This window comes from Microbacterium bandirmense (assembly GCF_037204185.1).
Lineage (GTDB): Bacteria > Actinomycetota > Actinomycetes > Actinomycetales > Microbacteriaceae > Microbacterium > Microbacterium bandirmense.
Genome location: NZ_JBBDGM010000016.1, coordinates 1 through 25,486 on the forward strand (window position 1 = coordinate 1; position 25,486 = coordinate 25,486).

A 25,486-nucleotide genomic window follows, 5' to 3' on the forward strand; every position below is an offset into this window, starting at 1 on the left:
CGATATGTCGGACGCTTTCACTATCAATGTCACCCAATTCAGACAATCTGACATCATCCGGCACAATATCCTTTTCTGCTTGCGGCATTCCAAGTGCAGGGATGAGTTCGTCGATCGACAACGCGGAACTGTCGCTCGCGACTGCCGGCGTCGCGGCTAAGATACCTGCGATGCAGACCGCTCCAATCGCATATAAAGGCTTCTTAGCTGGCTCATTTTTGTGTGCACTTCGAACCTCCACTATTGATGGACTTTATCGGCCCAAATACTGCTATCCACGTGATACATTCCGGCTTTCACGACTCACCGAGTGTGGGCGTGTTTTGCTTGCGCCTATCCACGTTTAGAGGACTGACCCTCGCCTGGAACTGGCCACCCACGCTATCTGTGCTGGCGCTGACCCGCAACTGGGCGCATTGTCTCGTCGTAGACGCGCGCGTGAGGTAGATGAGGGATGGAGCTCACGTGGACGCAGCGCGAGATGATCGCGAACGTCCAGTTGGCGAAGTGGCCGAAGGGCAGCAATGTTGCAGAAGATTGGGCGAGTTCAACCGATCGTTGCAACATCGTCGGTTTTGAGTGAGTGTATCTGTTCGGCGAAGACCTCGACTGGTGTCGTCCAGCCGAGGATTTTCCGGGGCCGGTTGTTCAGCGCGACACCGTCGAGGTCGATCGTCTGCTGCATGATGCCGACGAAGCGCGCCGACATGTGATTCAGCGATCGATCGGTGAACACCACCGAGTACTCGAGCAGTCCGTCAGGGTCGATGTCAGCGTGGGGGAGAGTCATGATGCCGGCATGGCACTGATCGGTGGGCAACGTGGTTCGCGCGCGTGGTGCGTGCTGCCATGGAGCCGAGCGGCGTATTACGGTTCGTAGCCGTGCGGCATTGAGTGGACGTCTCATCACGGTCATCGTTCTCGATCACAACGGCACACGTCATGGGGTGAACGGTTGGCCTTCGAATGATCTGGACACGCGGCGGTACATCACGGGAGGAGACACAACATGAGCGAGAACACCATCAAGCTTTCAGAACTGCTGCAAGCCGAGGCTGAGGCAGCTGAGGCCAATCCCGATGCGCCCGCAGCCGCAGGCACAGTCATCACGCGTCGCAACCAAGCGTCACGCGTGTACTCGATCCGGCTGAGCGAATCAGAGATCGCCTCACTCGAAGCAGCCGCCGAGAAGGCTGGACTCCCTGCCGCAACCCTGGCGCGAACCTGGATCGCTGAGCGTCTCGCAAGCGACGACCCGACGGATGTACACGCCATCGCGGATGCTCTCGCTGCGTTCTCACGCCGTCTCGCCGCGCTCTGAGGTTCGCGAACACGCAGAAACCCCGGCACGGGACCGGGGTTTCGTTCTGTGGAGCCTAGGAGATTCGAACTCCTGACATCCGCCTTGCAAAGGCGGCGCTCTACCAACTGAGCTAAGGCCCCGAGCGGCACGGTCACCGCGGGATTTCCGCGAACGGAGTGGGGCTACCAGGACTTGAACCTGGGACCTCTTCATTATCAGTGAAGCGCTCTAACCGCCTGAGCTATAGCCCCGTCAACCTCCAAGACTTTACCCGATGCAACGGGCAAATGAGAAATCGAGCCGGTCAGCCTTCGCGCAGGTTCACCGTGCCCGCCGAGACCGATACGCGTACGACGTTCGCGCTGTCGGGATCCTGGCGCAGTTCGCTGTTCAGGCTCCCGGCCGACACCTCCTGGCGCAGGTCGTACGTCTCCTCGGGCAGGGTCAGATTCAACTGCCCGGCCGAGACCTCGACAGACACCTCACTCGGCGCGGAACCCGTCAATTCAGCATCCGCCCGCCCTGCCGACACGTCGAAACTCGCCTCGTCGACACCGTCGAGCGTCACGCCGGCCGCACCTGCGCTGAGCGAAAGCTCCAGGCTGTCGGCCGAGCCGTTCAGATCCATCCGGCCGGCGCTCAGGTCAGCGTCCAGCTCACCGAACCGTCCGTCGGCCGAGAGCGCGCCGGCGTTCAGCGTCAGGTCGGCGTCGATACCCGCCAGAGACTCCGGCAGCAGCAGCGTGACGCTGTCGCCCTCGCCGAACCAGTCGTCGCCGAAGACATCGGGCGTGAACCACCCGAACCAGCCACGCTGCGGGCTGCGCACCTGCAGTTCGCCGCCGTCGGTGCGCAGCGTCCATCCGTCGGTCGATCCGCGTTCGGCCCGCAACCTCGCATCGTCTCCGTCATGGAACTCGACCCGCAGTTCGGCGCCGTCCACCCGGGCATCGAGAGACTGCACGCCGCGCACATCGGTGGCCGTCGCCTCAGACGTCGGGGCGATCGCATGGACACCGGCCACTGCTGCGGCGGTGCCGCCGCCGAGCAGCACCACCCCTCCGAATGCGGCCAGCGCGATTGTCACTGCCTTGGTAGCCATCACAGGCCTCCCTGTTCCTTGCTGTTCTGTGTGTTGTCGATGTGGGCGAGCGCGGCGAGCACCCGCCGGTTGCCGTCCTCGGGGTCGAGCCCCAGCTTCTGGAAGATCGAGGTGATGTGCTTCTCGACGCTCGCCGCACTGAGAAAGAGCAGGCCGGCGATCGAGCTGTTCGACTTCCCTTCCGCGATGAGCGCGAGCACGGTGCGCTCGCGGTCGGTGAGCCGCAGCATCCGCTCGTCGCGGTTGCGGCGCGTCAGCAGCTGCGCGACGACCTCGGGGTCGAGCACCGTCGCACCGTCGGCGATCCGCTCAACGGACTCGACGAACTCGGCCACGTCGGCGACGCGGTCCTTCAGCAGGTAGCCCAGCGCGCCGCCCTGAGTCGAGGCGGCCTGGGCCGATCCGCTCTGGGCCGATCCGCTCTGAGCCGATCCACTCTGGGCCGCGATGAGGTCGCTCGCGTAGCGCTCCTCGACATATTGCGAGAGCACGAGCAGGGGGAGGGTCGGATGCTGGGCGCGCAGCGCCAGCGCGGCGCGGATGCCCTCGTCGGTGAACGTCGGCGGAAGCCGTACATCGAGGATGCACAGGTCGGGGGCGGATTCCACCGCGGCATCCATCAGCCCCTCGGTGTCGGGCAGGGCCGCGACCACCTCGTGGCCGGCGTCGTCGAGCAGTCGCACCAGGCCCTCGCGCAGCAGCACGGAGTCCTCGCAGATCAGGATGCGCATGGCACCGTCACCTCCAGACTGGTCGGGCCGCCGGCCGGACTCTCCAGGCGGAACGTGCCGCCGGCGGCGAGAATCCGGTTGGTGATGCCGTCAAGGCCGCCGCCGGGCTGCACCTGTGCGCCGCCCATGCCGTTGTCCTCGACGCGGGCCCACAGGGCGCCGTCGCGGCTGCGCACCACGACGCGGCATTCGCTGGCGCGGGAGTGCTTGGCGGCGTTGGTCAGCGACTCGGCGATGGCGAAGTACACGGCCGCTTCGGCGTCGCGGCAGTCCGCCTGTGCCGGGTCGATGCGCACGTCGAGCTGCACGGGGATGTGCGAGCGTCCGGCCAGCGCCGACAGCGCGGCGTCGAGTCCGCGGTCGTCGAGCACGGAGGTGTGGATGCCACGGGCGAGTTGCCGCAGCTCGGTGATCGCGGCCTTGGTCGAGGTGTGCGCCTCGCCGATCAGCTCTTTGGCCGCAGCCGGGTCGGTGTCGATCTTCTGCTGAGCGAGTCCCAGCGTCATGCCGACCGACACCAGTCGGGGCTGGACCCCGTCGTGCAGGTCGCGTTCGATGCGGGTGCGCTCGAGCTCTGCCGCGCGCACGGCGCCGGCCCGCTGCGCGGTGGTGGTGCGCACCTGCGCGGTCAACTCGGCCTCGCGGTTGGGCACCACCAGTGCGCGGCTGATCACGCGGTGCAGCAGTGCCAGTCCGACCATGCCCGCGGCGGCGGCGAGCACGCCGAGGATGCCCGCCAGCGGGGCCCACGCGGTCTGGATCGCCGCGCCGAACGGACCGTCGACGGTGTCACTGCCGCGCACCGGGGCGAAGGCGAAGAAGGCCGACCAGATCATGCCCCAGAACAACCGGATCACGAGCGTGCCGGCGATGCAGGCCAGCACGAAGTTGGCCAGCGCGCGCCACATCGGACCGTTGATCGACTGGCGCGCGAGGTTGCTCAGCCACCCGCCGAAGCCCGGCTTGGTGCGTACCCGCCACTGCAGGGCGGGCAACTCCAGGTCGTACAGGGCGCTGATGCGGTGCACCTCGAACCAGGCGACGCCGAAGAGCCCGTAGACGAGCCCGACGAGGAAGACCAGTCCGATGCCGAACACGAACAGCAGTGCGAGACCGGCGCCGAGCGTGGCGGTCAGCACGCCGAGTGCGGCGGAGCCGATGGCGCCGAGGGCCGCCAGCTCGAGGATGGTCAGCACGATCCGCAGCGGCGCAGTGGCAGCATCCCGTGGTGCACCGGCCGTTGTGACGGGTGCCGGCGACGCGACGGAGGGCGCCGAAGGCGGGGGCACCGGCGGTGCCGGGGGCGGAGGGGTCGGATTCGTGGTCATGGCAACAACGCTACGGTTCACGCGTATCGCGCGACACGGGGTCAGCCGGAGACCTGGTTTCGGGTTTTCCCTACTCGGCTACTCGAGTACACGGCCCGCATAGCGTGCACGAACATCGCCGAGGACGCAGAAATCCCTCTGTCGTGAGCATCGGGGAGGGCCCCACGAAGTGGGAGGGGTCACCCGCTCTGCGAGCGAAAGAGGGATTTCGGAGTCCGTCTGAGGACGGGTCAGTTGGACATGAACCCGACGAGCAGCCCGCCCGTCACCTTCACTGCCAGGTTGTAGATTCCCGCGACGACGGCGCCGAGCACGGTGAACACGATGAGGTTGAGGATCGAGACGACGGCGCCGAACGCCATCACCTGCGGCAGCCCGAGCAGGCTCTCCAAGTCGACGCTGCCGTCGGTGAGAGTGTCGAGGATCTCACCGGCCTGGGCGATGACGTTCGTCGCCTGCAGCACCATGAAGACCAGGAAGAACGACACCATGGTCACGATCGCCAGCGCCACCGCGCCGAGGAACGACAGCTTCACGGCCGACCAGAAGTCCACGTAGACCAGGCGCAGGCGCACCTGCTTGCCGCCGGTCTTGCGGGTGGATTTCTTCGCCAGCTTGTCCGCGACTGTGCTCATGTGTCGGTGCTCTCTTCAGATCAGGCTTCGGGGGTCTCGGGTGTCTGCGGCTCGGAGGTCTCTTCCGCGGTCTCGTCCTCATCGGCGACGACCCGCTCACTGTTGCGGGCGACGGCGAGGATGCGGTCACCGCCCGTGGTGCGGGCGAACACGACTCCCATGGTGTCGCGGCCCTTGGCGGGCACCTCGGCCACGGCAGAGCGTACCACCTTGCCGCTGGACAGAACCACCAAGACCTCGTCGTCCTCGGAGACGATCAGACCGCCCGCGAGTTCGCCGCGCTCATCGCTCAGCTTGGCCACCTTGATGCCGGTTCCGCCGCGCTTCTGCACCTTGTATTCGGCGACGCTGGTGCGCTTCGCGTACCCTCCGTCGGTGACGGTGAAGACGAACGAGTCGTCGGCGACGACGGATGCTGACAGCAGGTGGTCCTCGTCGTCCTTGAACTTCATGCCGCGCACCCCCTCGGTCGCGCGGCCCATCGGGCGCAGCGCGTCGTCGGTGGCGTGGAAGCGCACCGACATGCCCTTGGCGCTGATGAGCAGGATGTCCTCATCGGCGTTGACCAGCTTCGCGCTGACCAGCTCGTCGCCCTCGCGCATGCGGATCGCGATGACACCACCCTGACGGTTGGTGTCGTAGTCGCCGAGGCGGGTCTTCTTCACCAGGCCGCCCTGCGTGGCGAGCACGAGGTAGTCCTTGGCCTCGTAGTCGCGGATCGCCAGCACCTGCGCGATCTTCTCGTCGGGCTGCAGGGCGAGCAGGTTCGCGACGTGCTGACCCTTCGCGTCGCGGCCGGCCTCGGGCACCTCGTAGGTCTTGGTGCGGTACACCCGGCCCTTGTCGGTGAAGAACAGCAGCCAGTGGTGCGTCGTGGTGACGAAGAAATGTTCCACCAGGTCGTCGGCGCGCAGCTGCGCGCCCTTGACACCCTTGCCGCCGCGGTGCTGCGACCGGTAGTTGTCGCTGCGGGTGCGCTTGATGTATCCCTCGCGGGTGACGGTGACGACCATCTCCTCGACGGGGATCAGGTCTTCCATCGACATGTCGCCGTCGTACCCGTGCAGGATGTGCGTGCGTCGCTCGTCGCCGAACCGGTCGACGATCTCGGTCAGCTCGGTGCGCACGATGTCGCGCTGCCGGGACTCGGTGGCGATGATGTCCTTGTAGTCGACGATCTTCGCCTCGAGCTCGGTCGCCTCGTCGATGATCTTCTGGCGCTCCATCGCGGCGAGGCGACGCAGCTGCATCAGCAGGATCGCGTCGGCCTGCGCCTCGTCGATCGAGAGCAGCCCACGCAGCCCCTCGTTCGCCTCGGCGACCGTGGGGGAGCGGCGGATCAGCGCGATGACCTCGTCGAGTGCGTCGAGCGCCTTCAGGAACGCCTGCAGGATGTGCATCCGCTCCTCCGCCTTGCGCAGGCGGTAGGTGGTGCGGCGCACGATCACGTCGAGCTGGTGGTCGAGCCAGTGGGTGATGAAGCCGTCGAGCGCGAGGGTGCGCGGCACGCCGTCGACGATCGCGAGCATGTTCGCGCCGAAGTTGTCCTGCAACTGGGTGTGCTTGTAGAGGTTGTTCAGCACGACCTTGGCGACCGCGTCGCGCTTGAGCACGACGACGAGGCGCTGACCGGTGCGGTCCGATGACTCGTCGCGGATGTCGGCGATGCCGGTGATCTTGCCATCGCGGGCGAGCTCGCCGATCTTCACGGCCAGGTTGTCGGGGTTGACCTGGTACGGCAGCTCGGTGATGACCAGGCAGGTGCGACCCTGGATCTCTTCCACCTCGACGACCGCGCGCATCGTGATCGAGCCGCGACCGGTGCGGTACGCCTCGTGGATGCCCTTGGTGCCGAGGATCTGCGCGCCGGTCGGGAAATCAGGACCGGGAATGCGCTGGATGAGACCGTCGAGCAGCTCCTCGCGGGGCAGCCCGGGGTTCTCCAGTGCCCAGAGCGCCGCCGCCGACACCTCGCGCAGGTTGTGCGGCGGGATGTTGGTCGCCATGCCGACTGCGATGCCGATCGATCCGTTGACCAGCAGGTTCGGGAACCGCGCCGGCAGGACGTCGGGCTCCTGCGTCTGACCGTCGTAGTTCGGCGAGAAGTCGACGGTCTCCTCTTCGATGTCGCGCACCATCTCGAGCGCGAGCGGAGCCATCTTCGTCTCGGTGTACCGGGGAGCGGCCGCCCCCATGTTGCCCGGTGAGCCGAAGTTGCCCTGGCCGAGGGCGAGCGGATAGCGCAGCGACCACGGCTGCACCAGGCGCACGAGGGTGTCGTAGATCGCCGAGTCACCGTGCGGGTGGTACTGACCCATCACCTCGCCGACGACGCGGGCGCACTTCGAGAACGACTTGTCGGGGCGGAACCCCCCGTCGTACATGCCGTAGATCACCCGGCGGTGCACGGGCTTGAGGCCGTCGCGCACATCGGGCAGGGCGCGGCCCACGATGACGGCCATCGCGTAGTCGAGGTAGCTGCGCTGCATCTCGGACTGCAGGTCGACCTGGCTGATGCGGCCGTGCACGTGCTCGGCGTTGGGGTCGGGGCGTTCTTCGTCAGTCATGTGTCTTTTCCGTACTCATGGTTCGGGATTGCGGATGCCGCTTCGCTCGCAGAGCGGGGTATTAGATATCGAGGAAGCGGACGTCCTTGGCGTTGCGCTGGATGAAAGTGCGTCGCGACTCGACGTCCTCACCCATCAGCACGCTGAAGATCTCGTCCGCGGCAGCCGCGTCTTCGATGGTCACCTGGCGCAGGGTGCGCGTGGTGTGGTCCATCGTGGTCTCCCACAGCTCCTTGGCGTTCATCTCGCCGAGACCCTTGTAGCGCTGCACGGGGGCGTCCTTCGGCAGGCGCTTGCCGTTCTCGGCGCCGTGCTTGAGCAGAGCATCGCGCTCAGCATCCGAATACACGTACTCGTGCGGCGCATTCGACCACTTCAGCCGGTACAGCGGCGGCATCGCGAGGTACACGAAACCGGCCTCGATGAGTCCGCGCATGTAGCGGAACAGCAGCGTCAGCAGCAGCGTCGTGATGTGCTGGCCGTCGACATCGGCATCCGCCATCAGCACGATCTTGTGGTATCGCGCCTTCTCGATGTCGAAGTCCTCGCCGATGCCCGTGCCGAAGGCCTGGATCATCGCCTGGACCTCCTTGTTCGCGAGAGCCTTGTCGAGACGCGCGCGCTCGACGTTGAGGATCTTGCCGCGCAGCGCCAGGATCGCCTGGGTGTGCGGATCGCGACCCTGTACGGCCGAGCCGCCGGCCGAGTCACCCTCGACGAGGAAGATCTCGCTGATCGACGGGTCCTTGCTGGTGCAGTCCTTCAGCTTGTCGGGCATGGCCGCCGACTCGAAGACGCTCTTGCGACGAGCGGTCTCACGCGCCTTCCGCGCGGCGAGGCGCGCAGTGGCGGCGTCGATCGCCTTGCGGATCACGCTCTTCGCCTGCGTGGGGTTGCGGTCGAGCCAGTCGCCGAGCTGGTCGTTGACGATCTTCTGCACGAAGGTCTTCGCCTCGGTGTTGCCGAGCTTCGTCTTGGTCTGACCCTCGAACTGCGGCTCGCCGAGCTTGATCGAGATGACGGCGGTCAGGCCCTCGCGCACGTCGTCGCCCGAGAGGTTGTCGTCCTTCTCCTTGAGCAGGTTGTTCGCGCGGGCGTACCGGTTCACGAGGCTCGTGAGCGCGGCGCGGAAGCCCTCTTCATGCGTGCCGCCCTCGTGGGTGTTGATCGTGTTCGCATAGGTGAACACGTTCTCGGTGTACGAGGTGGTCCACTGCATCGCCACCTCGAGCGAGATCTTGCGCTCGGTGTCCTCGGCTTCGAAGTCGATGATCTCGTCGTTGACGACGTCGATCTTGCGCACCTTGTTGAGGTATTCGACGTAGTCGACCAGTCCGCGCTCGTAGAGGAAGTCGTCCGACGGCTGCTTGCTGACGAGCGCACCATCGATCTCGACCTCGTAGGCGGATGCCGGTCGCTCATCGCTCAGCGAGATGCGCAGCCCCTTGTTGAGGAACGCCATCTGCTGGAAGCGGGTGCGCAGCGTCTCATAGTCGAAGTCGACCGTCTCGACGAAGATCGACGGGTCGGGCCAGAACGTGATGCAGGTTCCGGTCTCGGTGGTCTCCTCGCCCTTCTCGAGCGACTGCTGGGGTACGCCACCTTCGGCGAAGGTGTGCCGCCAGACGTGCCCCTTCTGCTTGACCTCCACCTCGAAGCGCGTCGAGAGGGCATTCACCACCGATGAGCCGACGCCGTGCAGACCACCGGAGACGGCGTACGCGCCGCCGCCGAACTTGCCGCCGGCGTGCAGGATCGTCAGCACGACCTCGACGGTCGACTTGGTCGGGTCGGAGGAGTGCGGATCGACGGGGATGCCACGGCCGTTGTCGACCACGCGGACGCCGCCGTCCTCGAGCAGCGTCACACGGATGCGGTCCGCGTAGCCGGCCAGCGCCTCATCGACGGAGTTGTCGACGATCTCGTACACCAGGTGGTGCAGACCGCGCGGGCCGGTGGAGCCGATGTACATTCCGGGCCGCTTGCGCACGGCCTCGAGACCCTCGAGGATCTGGATCGAATCAGCACCGTAATCGCTGGCGTCCTGCCCGCCCACGGTCTGCGCCGCTTGCCCTGAGTCCGTCGAAGGGTTCGTCGAGATGTCGTTGTCGTCGGCAGGGGTTTCAGGCGTCATCAGAGGTTGGTCTCCACATCGAAAGTTCCCTGCCATTCTAGCCGGTTTCGACGGGCGATATGCGGCTCAAAGACCGTGTGTGGCGTTCTGAGCGCTTGGAGGTGCGTTCGTGATGCCCTACCCGTAGGTGTCTCGTGGGCCCCGTCCGGGCACGACGCGCGGTCCCCACTTCCACGACGGCACGTCCGGTCCGATGAATCGCAGGTTCGCGACTCCGGCATCCGGATAGCGGTTCGTGATCTCGGTCATGATCACGGCGCGCATGAACTGCAGATTCTTCGCCCAGGCGGTGGAATCGCACTTCACGGTGAGCACGCCTCGCTCGAGTGAGACCGGCTCGGAGTGCTTCGCCGTGTCACCTCCGGCCAGCTCTGCCCACTGCCGCACCAGGTCCTCGGCGGCCAGGGTCTTCTCCCAGCCCGAGTCCTTCGTCAGCTTGTCGAGCACATCGCCGAGGGTTCCTGGATCGCGGCCCTTGGTGAAGGGTGCGTTGTCATCATCGACGACCAGGCGCTTCTTGCGCTTCCAGTTCTTCGAGCTCGGCTTCAGACCGCGCAGACGCAGATAGGTGGCGACGGTCTCAGGGGGCTGCGGGTCAGTCATCATCACCATCTTTCGCCGTCTCGGTGCGCTCGTCGCTGATCGTACCCGCACTGATGTGCACGACATGCCGGTGCAGCACTTCGGGGATGTCCGCCTCGACGGCTGCGGTGACGATGACCTGCTCGTAACCGGAGGTCAACGACGCGAGACGCCGGCGACGATCAGCATCCAACTCGGCGAAGACGTCATCCAGGATCAGAACCGGATCGCCGGCGGGCGACTCGTTGCGCAGCAACTCGGCCGATGCCAGCCGCAATGCCAGCGCGACCGACCACGACTCGCCGTGTGAGGCGTACCCCTTCACCGGAAGATCACGCACCCGCAGGATGAGATCGTCACGGTGCGGGCCGACGAGGGTGAGTCCGCGGTCCACCTCCTTCGCACGCTTCTGCTGCAGAGCTGTGCGGAAGAGGTCCTCTATCTCGCCACGGACATCGGCGTCAGCATCCGTCTCTCCGTCTTCGGGATCGCCACCGCGCACCGACAGCGCCCACTCGAGCTGCGGGCGGTGATCGGCGCCTGCGATCGCCGCGTATGCATCGGTGAGCGGACCCTGCAGATCGCTCGCGAGCCGCAGCCGGGCATGGATGATCTCCGAGCCGAGCGCGACGAGCTTGTCATCCCACACGTCGAGGGTGCTGAGGCCCTCGCCGCGCACGCCACGTGCGCGGGCCGACTTCAGCAGCGCATTGCGCTGCCGAAGCACGCGGTCGTAATCCGCGAGCACACCCGCCATCCGCGGGATGCGCTGGATCAGAAGCTGATCCGCGAACCGCCGGCGCGACGACGGATCGCCGCGCACGATCTGCAGGTCTTCCGGCGCGAACAGCACGACATGCGCATAGCGCGGAAGCTCATTGGGCTTCGAGGGCGATCCGTTGATGCGGGCCTTGTTCGATCCCTGCCGGTTCAGCTGCACCTCGACGAGCACGCTGCGCGTGCCGTGCGCCAGCCGGGCCCGGATGACCGCGAACTCGCTGCCATCACGCACCATCGGAGCATCCGACGACACCCGGTGGGATCCGAGCGTGGCGAGGAAGACGATCGCCTCGGCGAGGTTCGTCTTGCCCTGGCCGTTGCTGCCCACGAGCACATTCGGCCCACGATGAAGCGTGAGATCGGCGGTCGCGTAATTGCGGAAATCGACCAGATTCAGGTGCTCCACAATCACCCGATCAGCCTACCTTCGGGCGGGGACACGGGGACGGCGTCCCGTCGGGTGGGTCAGCGCAGCAGCAGGTTCGGCTGCAGCAGGTACTTGAACGAGTCCAGACCGGCCTGATCGACCGAGATCTGGCTGGTGATCAGCACCGGGCTGAGCTTGTTGGCGTTGTCACTCGATGTGAACGTGACGCGGGTGAATTCGCTCTTGACCGCACCGAGTGCCTCGAGCAGGTACTGCGGGTTCAGGCCGAGCGTGACATCGTCGCCGCCGTTCAGGTGCGCGTCGACCGACTCGGATGCCCGTGCCTGCTCGCTGCCCGACGCGTCCATGGTCACGCTGTCGCTCGAGAAGGTGAACCGCAGCGGCGCCGACCGGTCGAGCACGAGCGCGACACGGCGCACGGCCTCGATGAGATCGGCGGTGTTGACGACCGCGTAGTGGTCGGTCTGCTCGGGGAACAGCCGTCGCACCGGCGGGAAGTTGCCCTTGATCAGCAGCGAGGTCACCGTCTTGTTACCCGAGGTGAACGCGATGATCTCGCGGTCCCCGGCGCCCGAGAACGCGATCTCGATGTTGCCGGCGTGCGCGAAGGTCTTGCCGACCTCGGTCAGCGTGCGTGCCGGAACGAGGGCTGTCTGCTCGGATTCGGCACCGTCCCACGGCACATCGCGCAGCGACACCCGGTAGCGGTCGGTCGCGACCAGGCTGAGGTTCTGCCCGGCGACCTCCAGCTGCACACCGGTCAGCACCGGGGTGACGTCGTCGCGGGACGCGGCGAAGGCGACCTGTGCGATCGCGGTGCCGAAGTCCTCCGCCGGGACGACACCCGTGGCACCGGCGACTTCGGGAATCGAGGGATATTCCTCGACGGGCATAGATGCCAGCGTGAAGCGCGCGGATCCGCAGGTGACAGCGATTCCGCCGTCTTCCTCGACGGCGATCTGAATGGGGGCGTTCGGCAGTCGGCTCGCGATGTCGGAGAGCAGGCGCCCGTGCACGAGGATCGTGCCTGGCTCATCGACCGTCGCCTCGATCGTGGTGCGCGCCGATGCCTCGTAATCGAAGGCCGAGAGGGTCAGTCCCTGATCGGATGCCTCGATCAGCACACCCGCGAGGATCGGCTGGGGATTGCGCTGCGGGAGCAGCTTGACGACGAAGGACACAGCCTCGCTGAACACATCGCGGTTGACCTGAAACCTCACGGGCGCTCCCTCGTTGTACTTCTATCGCCTGCGGTGGGCCCACTGCAGGCGATCCCATGCTAGTCGCACGGTGCCGTGGCTCCACTATCCGGATGTTCTCGTCGTTCTCGGCTCGTCCACATCTGTCTGGTGATCGGATGACCATTCTCAGAGGGAGATCTCTTAACGATGTTAACAACTGTGGAGACTGTGGATAAGTCGGTGGATATCACTGGAGAGTAGGTAACTACATCCGTGTGAGATGTGGAGACCCTGAGGAATCCGCGGGTTTCGAGGGTGCGGGCACTCGAGATGCATTGTGGAGTTATCCACAGTCAGTGATGATTCGGGCATCCGACGCGCGTCTTTTGCACAAGTTATCCACAGGCCATGCGGATAACTGCGGTCTTCCCGCGTGATCGCAGGCGTGTCGGGGCGTCAGCGCCGACTGATCTGCGTGGTGATGTCGGTGACCTGGTTGTAGATCGAGCGGCGTTCCTTCATGAGCTCGCTGATCTTCTTGCACGCGTACATCACCGTGGTGTGGTCGCGGTTTCCGAACAGCTGACCGATCTTCGGCAGCGACAGACTGGTGCGCTCACGGCACAGGTACATCGCGATCTGCCGGGCCGTGGCGATCTGCTGCGAACGGCTCGACCCGTAGAGGTCGTCGACCGTCAGCTTGAAGTACGCCGCCGTCGCCGTGATGATGTCCGTCGGCGAGATGATGTTGTCCTCGGTGGTGTCGACGATGTCGCGCAGCACGGTCTGCGCCAGCGCGATGTCGAGTGACGACCGGTTGAGGCTGGCGAAGGCCGACACCCGGATGAGGGCACCCTCGAGTTCGCGGATGTTCGACGAGACCACCGTCGCGATGTATTCGAGCACCTCGTCGGGGATGTGCAGCGACTCGCTCTGCGCCTTCTTGCGCAGGATCGCGATGCGCGTCTCGAGGTCGGGTGCCTGCACATCGGTGATCAGGCCCCACTCGAATCGGCTGCGCATCCGGTCCTCAAACCCTGTCAGCAGTTTCGGCGCGACATCACTGGTGATCACGACCTGCTTGTTGTGATCGTGCAGCTGGTTGAAGGTGTGGAAGAACGCCTCCTGCGTCTCGGCGCGTCCCTGCAGGAACTGGATGTCGTCGATCAGCAGGATGTCGACCTCGCGGTAGCGGCTCTGGAAGGCGGCGCCGCGGTTGTTCGCGATCGAGTTGATGAAGTCGTTCGTGAATTCCTCGCTGGAGACGTACCGCACCTTCACCCCGGAATACAGGGACTGCGCGTAGTCGCCGATCGCGTGCAGCAGGTGCGTCTTGCCCAGACCCGAATCGCCGTAGATGAACAGCGGGTTGTAGGCCTTGGCCGGCGCCTCGGCCACGGCGACCGCCGCGGCGTGCGCGAAGCGGTTGGACTGTCCGATGACGAAGTTGTCGAAGGTGTACTTCGGGTTCAGACGCGATTCGTGGCGCAGGGGAGTCGGATGCTGATCGATCGGCGACTCGATGCGGATCGGCTCCGGCGTGGTGAAGTCGGGAACGGCGATCGGCGCTGTCTGCTGGTCGGCGAGCTCGTGGTTCACGACAGTGCGGTACGAGGTGACCTCGTCGCCGATCGACGAGAGCGCCTCCATGAGAGGGATCCGCAGGCGCTTGTTGATCTGGGCCGCGGTCAGGTCGTTCGGCACATCGAGGTACAGCACCCCGCCCATCACTCCGGCCGGCACCACCAGGCTGAGAAAGCCGCGCAGCTGAGGACTGACGCGCTCATCGGCGGAGAGACGCTCGAGCAGTGTCGACCAGATGGGTACGTCGGGCTGGGCTGCTGAGTTCATGGTGCTCCGGGCGAGGTTGTGGAAAGGTCGCCTTGAAGCGTGATCTCCCCCTGTGGATAACGTTCGATGCAACGGTAGCCACAGCCAGGGCGAACAGCAAGCCGCCCCCGGAAACACGCGGGTGTGTCGTACACCGTCGCCGTCTCCACAGTTGTGGATAATGGCTGTGCGCAACTCGCGGGTCAGATGGTGGCATCTCGCGGTGGATTTGCCCTGCGCCGCGGCAGGTCGTACCCTTAATCGGTTGACTTATGCCTAACGGCAGTACCCCCTTGTCTCCGGATGTCTGACCCGGTGACACCAGTTCCGGAGTGATTCCATGAGCAAGCGCACTTTCCAGCCCAACAACCGTCGTCGCGCCAAGAAGCACGGCTTCCGTGCACGCATGCGCACCCGCGCCGGCCGCGCCATCCTGTCGGCACGCCGCGCGAAGGGCCGCACCGAGCTCTCGGCGTAACGCCTTCGCCCGGACCACGTCGTGCTCGCCCGGCCGAATCGTCTGACCAGCGGCATCGACTACCGACAGGTCGTCCGTCGTGGTGCACGGTGTGGCGGCGCTCGACTGATCACCTCAGTGCTCGTGGGCGCGCAGCAGCGGCCTCCCAGGTTCGGTTTCATCATCAGCAAGCAGGTAGGAACCGCCGTGGTTCGCAACTCCGTTCGCCGTCGCCTCAAGGCCGTGTGCGCGGAGTTCGTCGCGATGGTTCCCGAGGGCACGGATGTCGTCATCCGTGCCCTTCCTGCGTCCGCGACGGCGGAGTACTCGGCGCTGCGTGCCGACGTGGCACGCTGCCTGGACAGGCAGATCGGTGGCGCGGCGCGGCCGGTCACCCCGGTGTCGTCGTGAGTGCGCTGCCCTCGTACGCCTTCGGAACGGCGAAGTTCCGGGCATCCGACCTCGCTCGCGGTCTCCTCGTGCTGCCGCGCAACCTCGTCCTCGCCCTCCTGGTCTTGTACCGGGCGATCATCTCGCCGCTGTATGGCGACGTGTGCAGGTATTACCCGTCCTGTTCCGCGTACGCTGTAGGAGCGGTGCAGCAGCACGGCGCAGTGTGGGGAGCAGTGCTCTCGACATGGCGCATCCTGCGATGCAATCCGTGGAGCAAGGGTGGCGTCGACGACGTCCGTCCGCACGCTCACTTCCGATACGACCTGACCGAACGCGGTTTCGTCGTACCTGCTCGAAAGGACTGAACAGTGGGTCTTGACCTCCTGGTCGCAAGCACTCTGGCCGCCGAGGATTCCGGCGGCGGGTTCGACCTCATCGGCGTCATCCTGTGGCCGCTGAAGTGGGCGGTCGAGCTGATCCTCGTCGCGTGGCACTGGCTGCTCACGGCAGCCGGCATGCCGGAAGCCGATGGCATCACGTGGGTGCTGTCGATCGTCGGGCTCGTGATCGTGGTGCGCGCGGCGGTCTTCCCGCTGTTCGTGAAGCAGATCAAGAGCCAGCGCAAGATGATGGAAATCGCTCCTGAACTGCGAAAAGTTCAGGAGAAGTACAAGGGCAAGAAGGATCAGCTCTCTCGTGAGGCGATGAGCCGCGAGACGATGGCGCTGTACAAGAAGCACGGCACGACGCCGATGTCGAGCTGTCTGCCGCTGCTGGTGCAGATGCCGATCTTCTTCGCGCTGTTCAGCGTGCTGCGCGATGTCAAGATGCACGCTGAGGCCGGAGTCGGCGGAGTCGGCCTGCTGAGCCCGGAACTCACCATGCAGTTCTATGACGCCAAGCTGTTCGGCTCTGTGTCGCTGCACGAGACACTCGGCGAGGCGTGGGATGCAGGCAACACGCCGGCGATCATCCTGCTCGCCATCCTTGTGGTGCTGATGATCGTGTCGCAGTTCTTCACACAGCTGCAGATCATCTCGAAGAACCTGTCGCCCGAGGCCAAGACCGGCCAGGCGTATCAGATGCAGAAGATCATGCTCTACGTGCTGCCGCTGGGCTTCATCTTCTCGGGTGTGTTCTTCCCGCTCGGTGTCGTCATCTACTGGTTCGTGTCGAACCTGTGGACCATGGGGCAGCAGTTCCTGATCATCCGCGAGATGCCGACCCCGGGTTCCGAGGCCGCGAAGGCTCGCGAGGAGCGCCTGGCGCGCAAGGGCAAGGCTGTCAACGCACAGGGCAAGGTCGTTCCGATCGAGATCGTGCAGGCCGAGGAGCAGCGCAAGCTCGAGGAAGCGGAGCGGGCCAAGGCTGCTGCGCCCAAGCGGGAGCAGCCGATGAGCAAGAAGCGCGCGAAGAAGAAGGGGTCCAACTGATGACTTCTGAAGATCTGAAGACTCACGCCGGCCCCACGGTCGAGGAGCTCGAGCACGAGGGCGACGTCGCGGCCGACTTCCTGGAGGAGCTGCTCGACATCGCCGACATCGATGGTGATCTGAACCTCGATGTGCGGCAGGGGCGTGCCTACGTCTCGGTCGAGGCGGAGACCGAAGGGCTGTCGGTGCTGTCTGCCCCCGACACCGTGCAGGCGCTGCAGGAACTGACCCGCCTCGCTGTGCAGAGCAAGACGGGCGCCTTCTCGCGTCTGATTCTCGACATCGGCGGTTCGCGCGACACCCGTCGCCGTCAGCTCGAATCGCTGGTGGATGCTGCTGTGACGAAGCTCGATGGCGGTGCAAGCCAGGCTTCGCTGCCGGCGATGTCGAGCTATGAACGGAAGCTGGTGCACGACATCGTGTCGGAGCGCGGCCTGGTGTCTGAGTCGTACGGAGACGGCGCAGACCGCCACACTGTCATCACCCGCCGGTGATGTTTCACGTGAAACGGTGGGGTGCGCCGGTCATTGAGCGAGTTTCCCCCACCGGTCATTGAGCGAGCGAAGCGAGTCGAAATGCGCCGGGCCGCAGACCCAAACACCGCCCATCCGGTCATTGAGCGAGCGAAGCGAGACGAAATGCCCACGACCCCTGAGATCGAGCCCGCCGCGGCCGTCGACCTGTTTGGCCCTCGCCTCGACCTCGCACGCCGGTACACGGATGCCCTGGTCGCCGAGGGTGAGACCCGCGGACTGATCGGCCCGCTGGAGCTTCCACGCATCTGGACGCGGCACATCCTGAACTCTGCGATCGCTGCACCGTTGTTCGACGGTTCGGTCGCAGATGTGGGGTCCGGCGCGGGACTGCCCGGTCTGGTGCTCGCGATTGCTCGTCCTGACGTGCAGCTCACCCTCATCGAACCGATGGAGCGCCGGGTCACCTGGCTGAACGAGCAGGTCGAATCGCTCGGTCTGGACAACGTGCGGGTGATGCGTGCCCGTGGCGAGGATGTGGGCCTCGAGTTCGACGCCGTCACCGCACGTGCCGTCAGCGCATTGCGCACCTTGGTGCCCATCACCGCACCGCTGGTGAAGGATGGCGGGGAACTGATCCTGCTGAAGGGGCACAACGTGCCCGCTGAGATCGACGCCGCGCAGAAGATGTTCAAGAAGCACAAGCTCTCCGACGTCAGGGTGGAAGTGCTGGGCGAGGGCGTTCTCGACGAGCCCACCCGCGTGTTCCGAGCCCGCGTGCGCTGACCGCTTGTTCCCGGTCGTTGAGCGAGCGCAGCGAGACGAAACACATCCCTTCACGCTTGTCCACAAGTACGCGTTTCACGTGAAACATCCCTGGTCGTTGAGCGAGCGCAGCGAGACGAAACGCGCCGGCACCAGCAGGTGGGCATTTCGCCTCGTCACTTCGTTCCTCGCTCAATGACCGGTGGGGGAGAAGCCCTCGGTCGTTGAGCGAGCGAAGCGAGACGAAACGCGCGGGCACCGACGGGTAGGCATTTCGTCTCGTCGCTTCGCTCCTCGCTCAGTGACCGGTCGGGGAAGCTCCCGGTCGTTGAGCGAGCACAGCGAGTCGAAACGCGCGGGCACCGACGGGTAGGCATTTCGTCTCGTCGCTTCGCTCCTCGCTCAATGACCGGTGAGGAGAAGCTCCCGGTCGTTGAGCGAGCGTAGCGAGACGAAACGCATCCTTCCACTGTTGTCCACAAGTAGGCGTTTCACGTGAAACATCCCCAGGTTCCGTATTGAGTCACCTCGACGCACTCCTCACGGACGTACGCTCCGACGATGACTGGATACACGTACGTTCTCCGCTGCGCCGATGGAACCTTCTATGTGGGCAGCACGAAAGATCTGGATACGCGACTGGAAACACACGCTCAGGGACTCGGCAGCGACTACACCTCCTGCAGACTGCCGGTGGAGTTGGTGTGGTGGGCCGAGTTCGATCGCATCGATGAGGCGTTCGCTCTTGAGAAGAGGATGCAGGGGTGGAGTCATGCCAAGCGACTTGCCTTCATGGAGGGCGGGTACGACGCCATCAAAGGGTGGAGTGCGCGGGAGAGGGCGTTGAGACGCGCAGGCTCGTCCGGTCGTTGAGCGAGTGGAGCGAGACGAAACGGGTGTCGTGCGTGGTGGTCATTTCGTCTCGTCGCTGCGCTCCTCGCTCAATGACCGGGAGTGTTTCACGTGAAACACTCCGAGTACGGAGCGGACCCGGCGATTGTTCCCGGGCGGGTGTCTCTCCCGGTCGTTGAGCGAGCGGAGCGAGACGAAACGCCTCGCGCTCCCGGAGGGCATTTCGTCTCGTCGCTGCGCTCCTCGCTCAATGACCGGCATGGTTACTGTTCCCGGTCGTTGAGTGAGCGGAGCGAGTCGAAACGCGCCCCTTCCAGGGTGGGCATTTCGTCTCGTCGCTGCGCTCCGCGCTCAATGACCGGATCTCGTCTCGTCGCTGCGCTCCGCGCTTAATGACCGGATCTCGTCTCGTTGCTGCGCTCCTCGCTCAATGGCCGGGGGGTGGATCGGGCAGTGGGGGTGGGGTCGGTTAGAGTGGAACACGGTCCCGAAAGGAGTCGATGTTTCACGTGAAACCATCCGACAACGCATCGCCGAACCAAGATTTCGGGATGGATACCCCGCTCGCACGGGAACTCGCCGACCTCTCCTCCCGTCGCAAAGCACTCAGCACGATCACGGTCGAGTTCGACGGTGAACCCCGCATCTTCACGGTGTCGAACCAGAAGGGTGGCGTGGGTAAGACCACGACCACGGTCAACCTGGCATCCGCCCTCGCCGAACTCGGCGCCCGGGTCCTCGTAGTCGATCTCGACCCCCAGGGCAACGCATCCACCGCACTCAGCGTGGAGCACACGGCCGACACGGCGAGCATCTACGATGTGCTGATCAACGACCTTCCGTTCGGCGACATCGTGCAGCAGAGCCCGGAGTCACCCAATCTGCTCTGTGCGCCGAGCACCATCCACCTCGCTGGCGCTGAGATCGAACTCGTCTCGCAGGTCGCGCGTGAGTTCCGCCTGCGCCGCGCACTCGAGACCTATCTGCAAGAGCACCCCGCCGACTTCGTGATCATCGACTGCCCGCCATCGCTGGGTCTGCTCACGATCAACGCCTTCACGGCGGCATCCGAGGTGCTCATCCCCATTCAGTGCGAGTATTACGCACTCGAAGGGCTGAGCCAGCTGCTCGGTAACATCCAGATGATCCAGAAGCACCTCAACCCCGAACTCGCCCTCTCGACGATCCTGCTCACGATGTACGACGCGCGCACGCGCCTTGCGCAGCAGGTCGCCGACGAGGTGCGCGCACATTTCCCGCAGCAGGTTCTCGACGCCGTGATCCCGCGCTCCGTGCGGGTGTCCGAAGCCCCGAGTTTCGGGCAGTCGGTCATCGCATATGACGGAACTTCGGCAGGCGCCATCGCATACCGGGAAGCAGCAGTAGAGATAGCTCAGCGGGGTCCGCAATCCGCTCAGAACAAGGGGGCATGATGGCCAAACGCACTGGACTCGGTCGGGGGATCGGAGCGCTCATCCCGACGGCGGATCAGACCGAGCGTCCCGTCGACGTCTTCTTCCCCGGCGCCGTGAAGATCGCTGCGGACGCGAAGATCGGTGACGGCACAGGCGAGAAGAAGTCGGATGCTGCGATGCAGACATCCTCCAGCGCCGATGTTTCACGTGAAACAGAGCAGGCGGATCTCGCGCAGATCCCGGGCATCCGACTGATTCAGGTCGACCCGAAGGCGATCGTTCCGAACCCTCGTCAGCCGCGTACCCACTTCGATGAGGATCACCTCGCCGAGCTGGTGCACAGCGTCCGCGAGTTCGGTGTGCTGCAGCCCGTCGTCGTGCGCAGGAACGCCGACGGCGACTACGAACTGATCATGGGAGAGCGGCGCACGCGCGCCGCTCGCGAAGCCGGGCTCGAGGCCATCCCCGCGATCGTCCGCGAGACTGCCGATGAGGACCTGCTCCGCGATGCGCTGCTTGAGAACCTGCACCGGTCTGAGCTGAACCCGCTCGAAGAGGCCTCCGCCTACCAGCAGCTGCTCGAGGATTTCGGCATCACGCAGGAGCAGCTCGCCACGCGCATCGGTCGGTCACGACCGCAGATCAGCAACACGATCCGCCTGCTGCGCCTGCCGGTGCCTGTGCAGCAGCGTGTCGCGGCAGGTGTGCTCTCGGCGGGTCACGCTCGCGCGATCCTCTCGGTCGACGACCCCGAGCAGATGCAGCGCCTCGCCGACAAGGTCGTGAATGAAGACCTTTCCGTGCGTGCCACCGAGGCAGCTGCGAAGACCCTTCCCACCACCCCGGGCAAGGCGACCAAGCCACAGGCGGGTGCCCGACGCGCGTACCTCGACGAGGTGGCCGGCAAGCTGGGTGACCGGCTGAACACCCGCGTGCAGATCGGCCTGGGCGCCCGAAAGGGCCAGGTCAAGATTGAATTCGCATCCATTCAGGACCTGAACCGCATCCTCGCCGAGCTCGGCGAAGAGGAGTACGGGTCGCGCTGACCCCGAATCGCCAAGTACTTCTTCTCTCGAACCCTCGGGTGGGTTAGGCTCCGGTCAACAGCACACCGGGGGGTCGAGATGGCTGAGGCACTGAAGTCCGGCGGGATCCGAGGGCGCGTCATCGGCGTGAGCATCGCCGCAGCGCTCGGCGGATTCCTGTTCGGTTTCGACACGGCAGTGATCAACGGCGCGGTCGATGCCCTCTCGAGCGCCTTCGATCTCGGCGTCACCCTCAAGGGCTTCGCGGTGTCGTCCGCCCTGATCGGGTGCGCGATCGGAGCGTGGTTCGCGGGACCGGTCGCGAACAGGTACGGACGCATCCCGACCATGGTGGTCGCCGCCGTGCTGTTTTTCGCCTCAGCCGTCGGCTCGGGACTCGCCTTCGGCGTCATCGACCTGATCATCTGGCGCATCATCGGCGGGTTCGGCGTCGGTGCAGCATCCGTCATCGCACCCGCCTACATCGCCGAGGTATCGCCGGCGCGCGTTCGCGGCCGACTCGGGTCGCTGCAGCAGCTTGCCATCGTCTCGGGCATCTTTGTGGCGCTGCTTTCGGATGCCCTCCTCGCCGGCGTCGCCGGCGGCGCCGCCGAACCCCTGTGGGGATTGGATGCCTGGCGCTGGATGTTCATCGTCGAGGCCGTACCCGCCGTCGTCTACGGTGTGATGGCGCTGCGCCTGCCCGAATCCCCGCGATACCTGGTGGCGCGCGGCGAGGTCGAGCGGGCCACCGACGTGCTCACGATGGTCACCGGCGAGCACGACGTCGAAGCGAAGATCGTCGAGATCACGGGCACGATCAACACCGAGCGCAAGGAATCGCTGCGTGACCTGCGCGGTCACCGGCTCGGGCTGAAGCCGATCGTGTGGGTGGGCATCCTGCTCAGCGTCTTCCAGCAGTTCGTCGGCATCAACGTGATCTTCTACTACTCGACCACACTGTGGAAGTCGGTCGGATTCGATGAATCGGACGCCCTCACGATCACCGTCATCACGTCGGTGACGAATATCGCGGTGACGATCGTGGCGATCCTGCTCGTCGACCGCGTCGGCCGGCGGCTGATGCTGCTGGTGGGCTCGATCGGGATGACAGTGACGCTGGGGCTCATGGCAGTCGCGTTCTCGTTCGGAACGGTCGATGCTGCCGGTGAGGTCGTTCTGCCTGAGCCCTGGTCGACGATCGCCCTCATCTGCGCGAACGGCTTCGTGGTGTTCTTCGGGGCGACCTGGGGACCGCTGGTGTGGGTGCTGCTGGGGGAGATGTTCCCGAATTCGATCCGCGCTGGTGCCCTCGCGGTGGCCGCAGCCGCTCAGTGGGTGGCGAACTTCTTCATCTCGACGACGTTCCCGGCCTTCGCCAACATCGGGCTGACGTTCGCATACGGGTTCTACGCGTTCTTCGCTCTGCTGTCGTTCTTCTTCGTCTACTTCAAGGTCGCCGAGACGAAGGGCAAGGAGCTTGAATCGATGACCGAATAGGTCATCGTCACGCGCCGCAGGCGACCCTGACCCCTCAGGCTGCTCCGGTCACCGCCCGCAGCGATTTCTCCAGTGCCGGCCGAGGGTCCAGGGCATACTGGCCGTCGCCGAAGAGCTCGATGGTCGCCCGGCCGGAGTACCCATGGCGAGCCAGGCCGGAGACGATGTCTGACAGCGGCAGCTCGCCCTCGCCCCACGAGAGGTGACCCGCCGGTACGCCGTCGATGAGATGCACGTGACGCACCCTGTCGCCGAGCAGTGCGAAGTAGTCGTCCACCGAATCGCCAGCGACAGCCGCGGCGACGGTGTCCAACGCGACACCGAGGTTCGACGCACCGACATCACGGAGCATCCGCTTCGAGTCGGCTGCGCTGTTGACCAGATTTGACTCCACGCGCTGGAGCGGTTCCAGTATGCAGTCCAGGCCGAGAGTGGCGGCATACCCGGCGATCGCGCCGATGGCATCCGCCGATCGACGCCAACCGGCATCCCGAGGCTCGTCCTCACCGCCACGACCCGCGGTGAGGAAGAGGAGCTCCGCACCGAACTCGACTGCCAGCTCTGCCGCTCGACGGAACATCTGCATACTCTCCGCCCGCAGCCGAGCGTCTGGTGAGGCGATGTTCACGGGGTACATGACCTGCTCCGGCGTGAAGCAGACGATCTGCAGACCGCGTGCGTGCGCGGCATCGCGGATCCGCCGCGCGTGGGCATCGGTCAGCCATGGCACATGAGCGTGAGGCGCGATGCCCCACAACTCCATCGAAGTGCGTCCGAGGTCGACGAGATCGTCCAGGCAGCGCTCGAGCGGCAGGTGCTGGTAGGAGAAGTTCGAGCCGCTCACCCGATCGATCAGGGGTGCAGTCGCCGTCATTTCCCGATCCCCTCGGACAGGCCCTTGATGAAGTAGCGCTGGCTGGCGAAGAACAGCACGATCACCGGCAGGGCGGCCATCACCATGCCCGCGAAGACGACGGGATAGTCGGTGCCATGCTTGCTCATCAGGCTCGTCAGACCCACCGGCAGCGTCTGCACGCCGGATCCGCTGGTGAAGACCATCGCGAACAGGTACTCGTTCCAGGCGAACAGCACGTGCAGGATGACGGTGGAGATGATGATCGGTTTACACATCGGCAAGGTGATGTGCCAGAACGTCGTCCAGCGGCTGGCGCCGTCGACCTCCGCGGCCTCATCGACCTCGCGCGGAAGATCGATCATGTAGGCGCGGATTAGGAAGGTCGTGAACGGGATGCGGAACGCGCTGTAGAGGATCAGCAGAGCCCAGAACGTGTTGTACAGCCCCATCGCCTGGAACATCCGCACCAGCGGAACGAGCGCGACGGCAGGAGCGAGCATGAGACCGCCCAGGATGATGCCGGACACGACGCGCCCGAACGGCATGCGCACGCGGGTGAGACCGAACGCCGCCCATGCGCTGATGAACACCGTCGCGATCGTCGAAGTCACCGTGACGAGCACGCTCGTGGTGAGGTAGTCGCTCACGCCGCGGTTCCACGCGTTCGCGTAGTTCTCCCAGTCGAGCTGCAGTGGCAGCGCGAACGGGTTGCCGAAGAGCTCGGCGTTCGTTTTGAAGCCGTTCAGCACCATCCACAGCAGCGGGTAGGCGACGACGACCACCAGTGCGAGCAGGAACGACCACATGAAGACGCGGACGATCGCGCCGAGGAAGCCGGTGCGGGTCATCAGAACTCCACTCTTCTGCGTCGTGTGTACCAGAGCTGACCGAGGGCCACCATGAGGGTAACGATGAAGATCACCGTCGCGATCGCGGCGGCGTAGCCGAAGTCGTTGCGCACGAACCCGCTGCGATAGAGCCAGGTGGCGAGCACCTGGGTCGAGTTGTTGGGTCCGCCGCTGGTCATCACCATGACTTCGTTGAACACCTGGAACGCTCCGGAGATGGTGACGATGACCATCAGGCCGCTCATCTCGCGCACGAGCGGCACGGTGACGTGGAAGAAGCGGCGGATCGGCCCGATGCCGTCGAGCGAAGCCGCCTCGTACAGCTCCGCGGGGATGCGTTGGATGGCGACAGCGAACAGCAGCGTGGAATAGCCGAAGCCCTGCCACTGGCTCATCGCGATGATGGCGACCATGGCGGTGGACTCCTGGCCGAGCCAGGGTTGGGCGAGCGCACTCAGGCCCAACGCGTCGAGCATATGGTTGAGCATGCCGAGCTTCGGCTCGTAGATGAAGTAGAAGAGCAGGCCAGCGACGGTGAGGGAGATCGCGGACGGGACGAAGTAGATCGCGCGGAGGATCTTCCGCCACCGAACGCTGCGCAGGCTCTCGATCATGGCGGCGAGCACGAGCGCTCCGGCCACTTGGAACACGATGGAGAGGAGCGCGTAGAGCACGTTGTTCCAGAGAGCACCCCAGAAGACGGGATCGCCGAGGAGCTTCTCGTAGTTCTCTATGCCGACGAACTCCGAGACTCCGGAGTAGATGTCCCACTCCTGCGTGGAGAACGCGAGGTTCTGCACGAGCGGCAGGTACACGAAGACGCCGAGCACCACTAGCGCGGGCAGGACCCAGGCCAGTCCGGCGACGCGCGCCATGCGACCTCGCGACCAGCGGACGGCGGCTCTATG

Annotated in this window: 25 protein-coding genes and 2 tRNA genes; 11 read left to right on the forward strand and 16 right to left on the reverse strand. The window is 65.2% G+C overall.

What is annotated here, in order from left to right; all coding sequences use genetic code 11:
• Positions 1-547: 547 nt before the first annotated feature.
• Positions 548-790, reverse strand: coding sequence for a hypothetical protein (locus WDU99_RS15010; protein ID WP_337333346.1), 243 nt, complete (start codon positions 788-790; stop codon positions 548-550).
• Between the two features lie 219 nt (positions 791-1,009).
• Between WDU99_RS15010 and WDU99_RS15015 the strand changes: the two genes are divergently transcribed.
• Complete coding sequence (locus WDU99_RS15015) at positions 1,010-1,321, forward strand: hypothetical protein (RefSeq protein ID WP_337333273.1); 312 nt, start codon at positions 1,010-1,012, stop codon at positions 1,319-1,321.
• Positions 1,322-1,370: 49 nt separating this feature from the next.
• On the opposite strand, the gene WDU99_RS15020 is transcribed toward WDU99_RS15015, so the two are convergent.
• The 12 genes from WDU99_RS15020 to dnaA all read right to left on the reverse strand — a co-directional run bounded on the left by WDU99_RS15020 (position 1,371) and on the right by dnaA (position 14,582).
• Positions 1,371-1,443, reverse strand: a tRNA-Ala gene (locus tag WDU99_RS15020).
• A 37-nt stretch (positions 1,444-1,480) separates the two neighbouring features.
• A tRNA-Ile gene (locus WDU99_RS15025) sits at positions 1,481-1,554 on the reverse strand.
• Between the two features lie 53 nt (positions 1,555-1,607).
• Positions 1,608-2,405 carry a DUF4097 family beta strand repeat-containing protein gene (locus tag WDU99_RS15030; protein WP_337333274.1) on the reverse strand — a complete coding sequence of 266 codons (798 nt, stop codon included), beginning with the start codon at positions 2,403-2,405 and terminating at the stop codon, positions 1,608-1,610.
• Entirely contained in the window at positions 2,405-3,136 is a 732-nt protein-coding gene (locus WDU99_RS15035) for a response regulator transcription factor (RefSeq protein WP_337333275.1), read from the reverse strand. Before WDU99_RS15035 ends, WDU99_RS15030 begins: the two co-directional genes overlap by 1 nt.
• Entirely contained in the window at positions 3,124-4,464 is a 1,341-nt protein-coding gene (locus tag WDU99_RS15040; RefSeq protein ID WP_337333276.1) for a sensor histidine kinase, read from the reverse strand. Before WDU99_RS15040 ends, WDU99_RS15035 begins: the two co-directional genes overlap by 13 nt.
• A gap of 230 nt (positions 4,465-4,694) precedes the next feature.
• Positions 4,695-5,099, reverse strand: a complete 405-nt coding sequence (locus tag WDU99_RS15045; RefSeq protein WP_337333277.1) for a DUF3566 domain-containing protein — start codon at positions 5,097-5,099, stop codon at positions 4,695-4,697.
• A gap of 20 nt (positions 5,100-5,119) precedes the next feature.
• On the reverse strand, positions 5,120-7,666 hold the full coding sequence (gyrA, locus tag WDU99_RS15050; protein WP_337333278.1) for a DNA gyrase subunit A: 2,547 nt from the start codon (positions 7,664-7,666) through the stop codon (positions 5,120-5,122).
• Positions 7,667-7,727: 61 nt separating this feature from the next.
• Complete coding sequence (gyrB, locus tag WDU99_RS15055) at positions 7,728-9,800, reverse strand: DNA topoisomerase (ATP-hydrolyzing) subunit B (protein WP_337333279.1); 2,073 nt, start codon at positions 9,798-9,800, stop codon at positions 7,728-7,730.
• Positions 9,801-9,917: 117 nt separating this feature from the next.
• Entirely contained in the window at positions 9,918-10,403 is a 486-nt protein-coding gene (locus WDU99_RS15060; RefSeq protein WP_337333280.1) for a DciA family protein, read from the reverse strand.
• Positions 10,396-11,574 (reverse strand): DNA replication/repair protein RecF, encoded by a 1,179-nt coding sequence (recF, locus tag WDU99_RS15065; protein ID WP_337333281.1) that lies wholly within the window; start codon positions 11,572-11,574, stop codon positions 10,396-10,398. The genes WDU99_RS15060 and recF overlap by 8 nt, the downstream gene beginning before the upstream one ends.
• A gap of 53 nt (positions 11,575-11,627) precedes the next feature.
• Positions 11,628-12,770 carry a DNA polymerase III subunit beta gene (gene dnaN / locus WDU99_RS15070; RefSeq protein WP_337333282.1) on the reverse strand — a complete coding sequence of 381 codons (1,143 nt, stop codon included), beginning with the start codon at positions 12,768-12,770 and terminating at the stop codon, positions 11,628-11,630.
• 417 nt (positions 12,771-13,187) lie between these two features.
• Positions 13,188-14,582, reverse strand: coding sequence for a chromosomal replication initiator protein DnaA (dnaA, locus tag WDU99_RS15075; protein WP_337333283.1), 1,395 nt, complete (start codon positions 14,580-14,582; stop codon positions 13,188-13,190).
• A 319-nt stretch (positions 14,583-14,901) separates the two neighbouring features.
• Here dnaA and rpmH point away from each other — a divergent pair, with 319 nt between their 5' ends.
• From rpmH to WDU99_RS15125, 10 genes are all read left to right on the forward strand, one after another.
• Positions 14,902-15,039 carry a 50S ribosomal protein L34 gene (gene rpmH / locus WDU99_RS15080; protein WP_022879826.1) on the forward strand — a complete coding sequence of 46 codons (138 nt, stop codon included), beginning with the start codon at positions 14,902-14,904 and terminating at the stop codon, positions 15,037-15,039.
• A 21-nt stretch (positions 15,040-15,060) separates the two neighbouring features.
• A complete protein-coding gene (gene rnpA, locus WDU99_RS15085) occupies positions 15,061-15,429 on the forward strand; it encodes a ribonuclease P protein component (protein WP_337333284.1) in 369 nt (122 codons plus the stop codon).
• A complete protein-coding gene (gene yidD, locus WDU99_RS15090) occupies positions 15,426-15,776 on the forward strand; it encodes a membrane protein insertion efficiency factor YidD (protein ID WP_337333285.1) in 351 nt (116 codons plus the stop codon). Before rnpA ends, yidD begins: the two co-directional genes overlap by 4 nt.
• Before the next feature lie 3 nt (positions 15,777-15,779).
• Positions 15,780-16,844 carry a membrane protein insertase YidC gene (gene yidC, locus WDU99_RS15095; protein WP_337333286.1) on the forward strand — a complete coding sequence of 355 codons (1,065 nt, stop codon included), beginning with the start codon at positions 15,780-15,782 and terminating at the stop codon, positions 16,842-16,844.
• Entirely contained in the window at positions 16,844-17,338 is a 495-nt protein-coding gene (locus WDU99_RS15100) for a Jag family protein (protein WP_337333287.1), read from the forward strand. The genes yidC and WDU99_RS15100 overlap by 1 nt, the downstream gene beginning before the upstream one ends.
• 144 nt (positions 17,339-17,482) lie before the next feature.
• Positions 17,483-18,103 carry a 16S rRNA (guanine(527)-N(7))-methyltransferase RsmG gene (gene rsmG / locus WDU99_RS15105; RefSeq protein WP_337333288.1) on the forward strand — a complete coding sequence of 207 codons (621 nt, stop codon included), beginning with the start codon at positions 17,483-17,485 and terminating at the stop codon, positions 18,101-18,103.
• 540 nt (positions 18,104-18,643) lie between these two features.
• On the forward strand, positions 18,644-18,955 hold the full coding sequence (locus WDU99_RS15110) for a GIY-YIG nuclease family protein (RefSeq protein ID WP_337333289.1): 312 nt from the start codon (positions 18,644-18,646) through the stop codon (positions 18,953-18,955).
• 530 nt (positions 18,956-19,485) lie between these two features.
• On the forward strand, positions 19,486-20,367 hold the full coding sequence (locus tag WDU99_RS15115; protein WP_337333290.1) for a ParA family protein: 882 nt from the start codon (positions 19,486-19,488) through the stop codon (positions 20,365-20,367).
• Complete coding sequence (locus WDU99_RS15120) at positions 20,367-21,395, forward strand: ParB/RepB/Spo0J family partition protein (RefSeq protein ID WP_337333291.1); 1,029 nt, start codon at positions 20,367-20,369, stop codon at positions 21,393-21,395. Before WDU99_RS15115 ends, WDU99_RS15120 begins: the two co-directional genes overlap by 1 nt.
• A 78-nt stretch (positions 21,396-21,473) precedes the next feature.
• Positions 21,474-22,874 carry a sugar porter family MFS transporter gene (locus WDU99_RS15125; protein WP_337333292.1) on the forward strand — a complete coding sequence of 467 codons (1,401 nt, stop codon included), beginning with the start codon at positions 21,474-21,476 and terminating at the stop codon, positions 22,872-22,874.
• A gap of 34 nt (positions 22,875-22,908) precedes the next feature.
• Here WDU99_RS15125 and WDU99_RS15130 read toward each other — a convergent pair whose 3' ends face one another.
• From WDU99_RS15130 to WDU99_RS15140, 3 genes are read right to left on the reverse strand one after another with little or no spacing between them, the layout of a single operon-like run.
• Positions 22,909-23,748 carry a TIM barrel protein gene (locus WDU99_RS15130; RefSeq protein WP_337333293.1) on the reverse strand — a complete coding sequence of 280 codons (840 nt, stop codon included), beginning with the start codon at positions 23,746-23,748 and terminating at the stop codon, positions 22,909-22,911.
• Positions 23,745-24,578, reverse strand: a complete 834-nt coding sequence (locus WDU99_RS15135; RefSeq protein ID WP_337333294.1) for a carbohydrate ABC transporter permease — start codon at positions 24,576-24,578, stop codon at positions 23,745-23,747. The genes WDU99_RS15130 and WDU99_RS15135 overlap by 4 nt, the downstream gene beginning before the upstream one ends.
• Complete coding sequence (locus WDU99_RS15140) at positions 24,578-25,453, reverse strand: carbohydrate ABC transporter permease (protein WP_337333295.1); 876 nt, start codon at positions 25,451-25,453, stop codon at positions 24,578-24,580. Before WDU99_RS15140 ends, WDU99_RS15135 begins: the two co-directional genes overlap by 1 nt.
• Positions 25,454-25,486: the final 33 nt, after the last annotated feature.

What these genes read in the sequence shown, in the direction of transcription:
- WDU99_RS15010 (WP_337333346.1), bottom strand. Translation starts at nt 790, where the DNA reads ATGACTCTCCCCCACGCTGACATCGACCCTGACGGACTGCTCGAGTAC.
- WDU99_RS15015 (WP_337333273.1), top strand. Translation starts at nt 1,010, where the DNA reads ATGAGCGAGAACACCATCAAGCTTTCAGAACTGCTGCAAGCCGAGGCT.
- WDU99_RS15030 (WP_337333274.1), bottom strand. Translation starts at nt 2,405, where the DNA reads ATGGCTACCAAGGCAGTGACAATCGCGCTGGCCGCATTCGGAGGGGTG.
- WDU99_RS15035 (WP_337333275.1), bottom strand. Translation starts at nt 3,136, where the DNA reads ATGCGCATCCTGATCTGCGAGGACTCCGTGCTGCTGCGCGAGGGCCTG.
- WDU99_RS15040 (WP_337333276.1), bottom strand. Translation starts at nt 4,464, where the DNA reads ATGACCACGAATCCGACCCCTCCGCCCCCGGCACCGCCGGTGCCCCCG.
- WDU99_RS15045 (WP_337333277.1), bottom strand. Translation starts at nt 5,099, where the DNA reads ATGAGCACAGTCGCGGACAAGCTGGCGAAGAAATCCACCCGCAAGACC.
- gyrA (WP_337333278.1), bottom strand. Translation starts at nt 7,666, where the DNA reads ATGACTGACGAAGAACGCCCCGACCCCAACGCCGAGCACGTGCACGGC.
- gyrB (WP_337333279.1), bottom strand. Translation starts at nt 9,800, where the DNA reads ATGACGCCTGAAACCCCTGCCGACGACAACGACATCTCGACGAACCCT.
- WDU99_RS15060 (WP_337333280.1), bottom strand. Translation starts at nt 10,403, where the DNA reads ATGACTGACCCGCAGCCCCCTGAGACCGTCGCCACCTATCTGCGTCTG.
- dnaA (WP_337333283.1), bottom strand. Translation starts at nt 14,582, where the DNA reads ATGAACTCAGCAGCCCAGCCCGACGTACCCATCTGGTCGACACTGCTC.
- rpmH (WP_022879826.1), top strand. Translation starts at nt 14,902, where the DNA reads ATGAGCAAGCGCACTTTCCAGCCCAACAACCGTCGTCGCGCCAAGAAG.
- WDU99_RS15100 (WP_337333287.1), top strand. Translation starts at nt 16,844, where the DNA reads ATGACTTCTGAAGATCTGAAGACTCACGCCGGCCCCACGGTCGAGGAG.
- rsmG (WP_337333288.1), top strand. Translation starts at nt 17,483, where the DNA reads ATGCCCACGACCCCTGAGATCGAGCCCGCCGCGGCCGTCGACCTGTTT.
- WDU99_RS15110 (WP_337333289.1), top strand. Translation starts at nt 18,644, where the DNA reads ATGACTGGATACACGTACGTTCTCCGCTGCGCCGATGGAACCTTCTAT.
- WDU99_RS15115 (WP_337333290.1), top strand. Translation starts at nt 19,486, where the DNA reads ATGGATACCCCGCTCGCACGGGAACTCGCCGACCTCTCCTCCCGTCGC.
- WDU99_RS15120 (WP_337333291.1), top strand. Translation starts at nt 20,367, where the DNA reads ATGGCCAAACGCACTGGACTCGGTCGGGGGATCGGAGCGCTCATCCCG.
- WDU99_RS15125 (WP_337333292.1), top strand. Translation starts at nt 21,474, where the DNA reads ATGGCTGAGGCACTGAAGTCCGGCGGGATCCGAGGGCGCGTCATCGGC.
- WDU99_RS15130 (WP_337333293.1), bottom strand. Translation starts at nt 23,748, where the DNA reads ATGACGGCGACTGCACCCCTGATCGATCGGGTGAGCGGCTCGAACTTC.
- WDU99_RS15135 (WP_337333294.1), bottom strand. Translation starts at nt 24,578, where the DNA reads ATGACCCGCACCGGCTTCCTCGGCGCGATCGTCCGCGTCTTCATGTGG.
- WDU99_RS15140 (WP_337333295.1), bottom strand. Translation starts at nt 25,453, where the DNA reads ATGGCGCGCGTCGCCGGACTGGCCTGGGTCCTGCCCGCGCTAGTGGTG.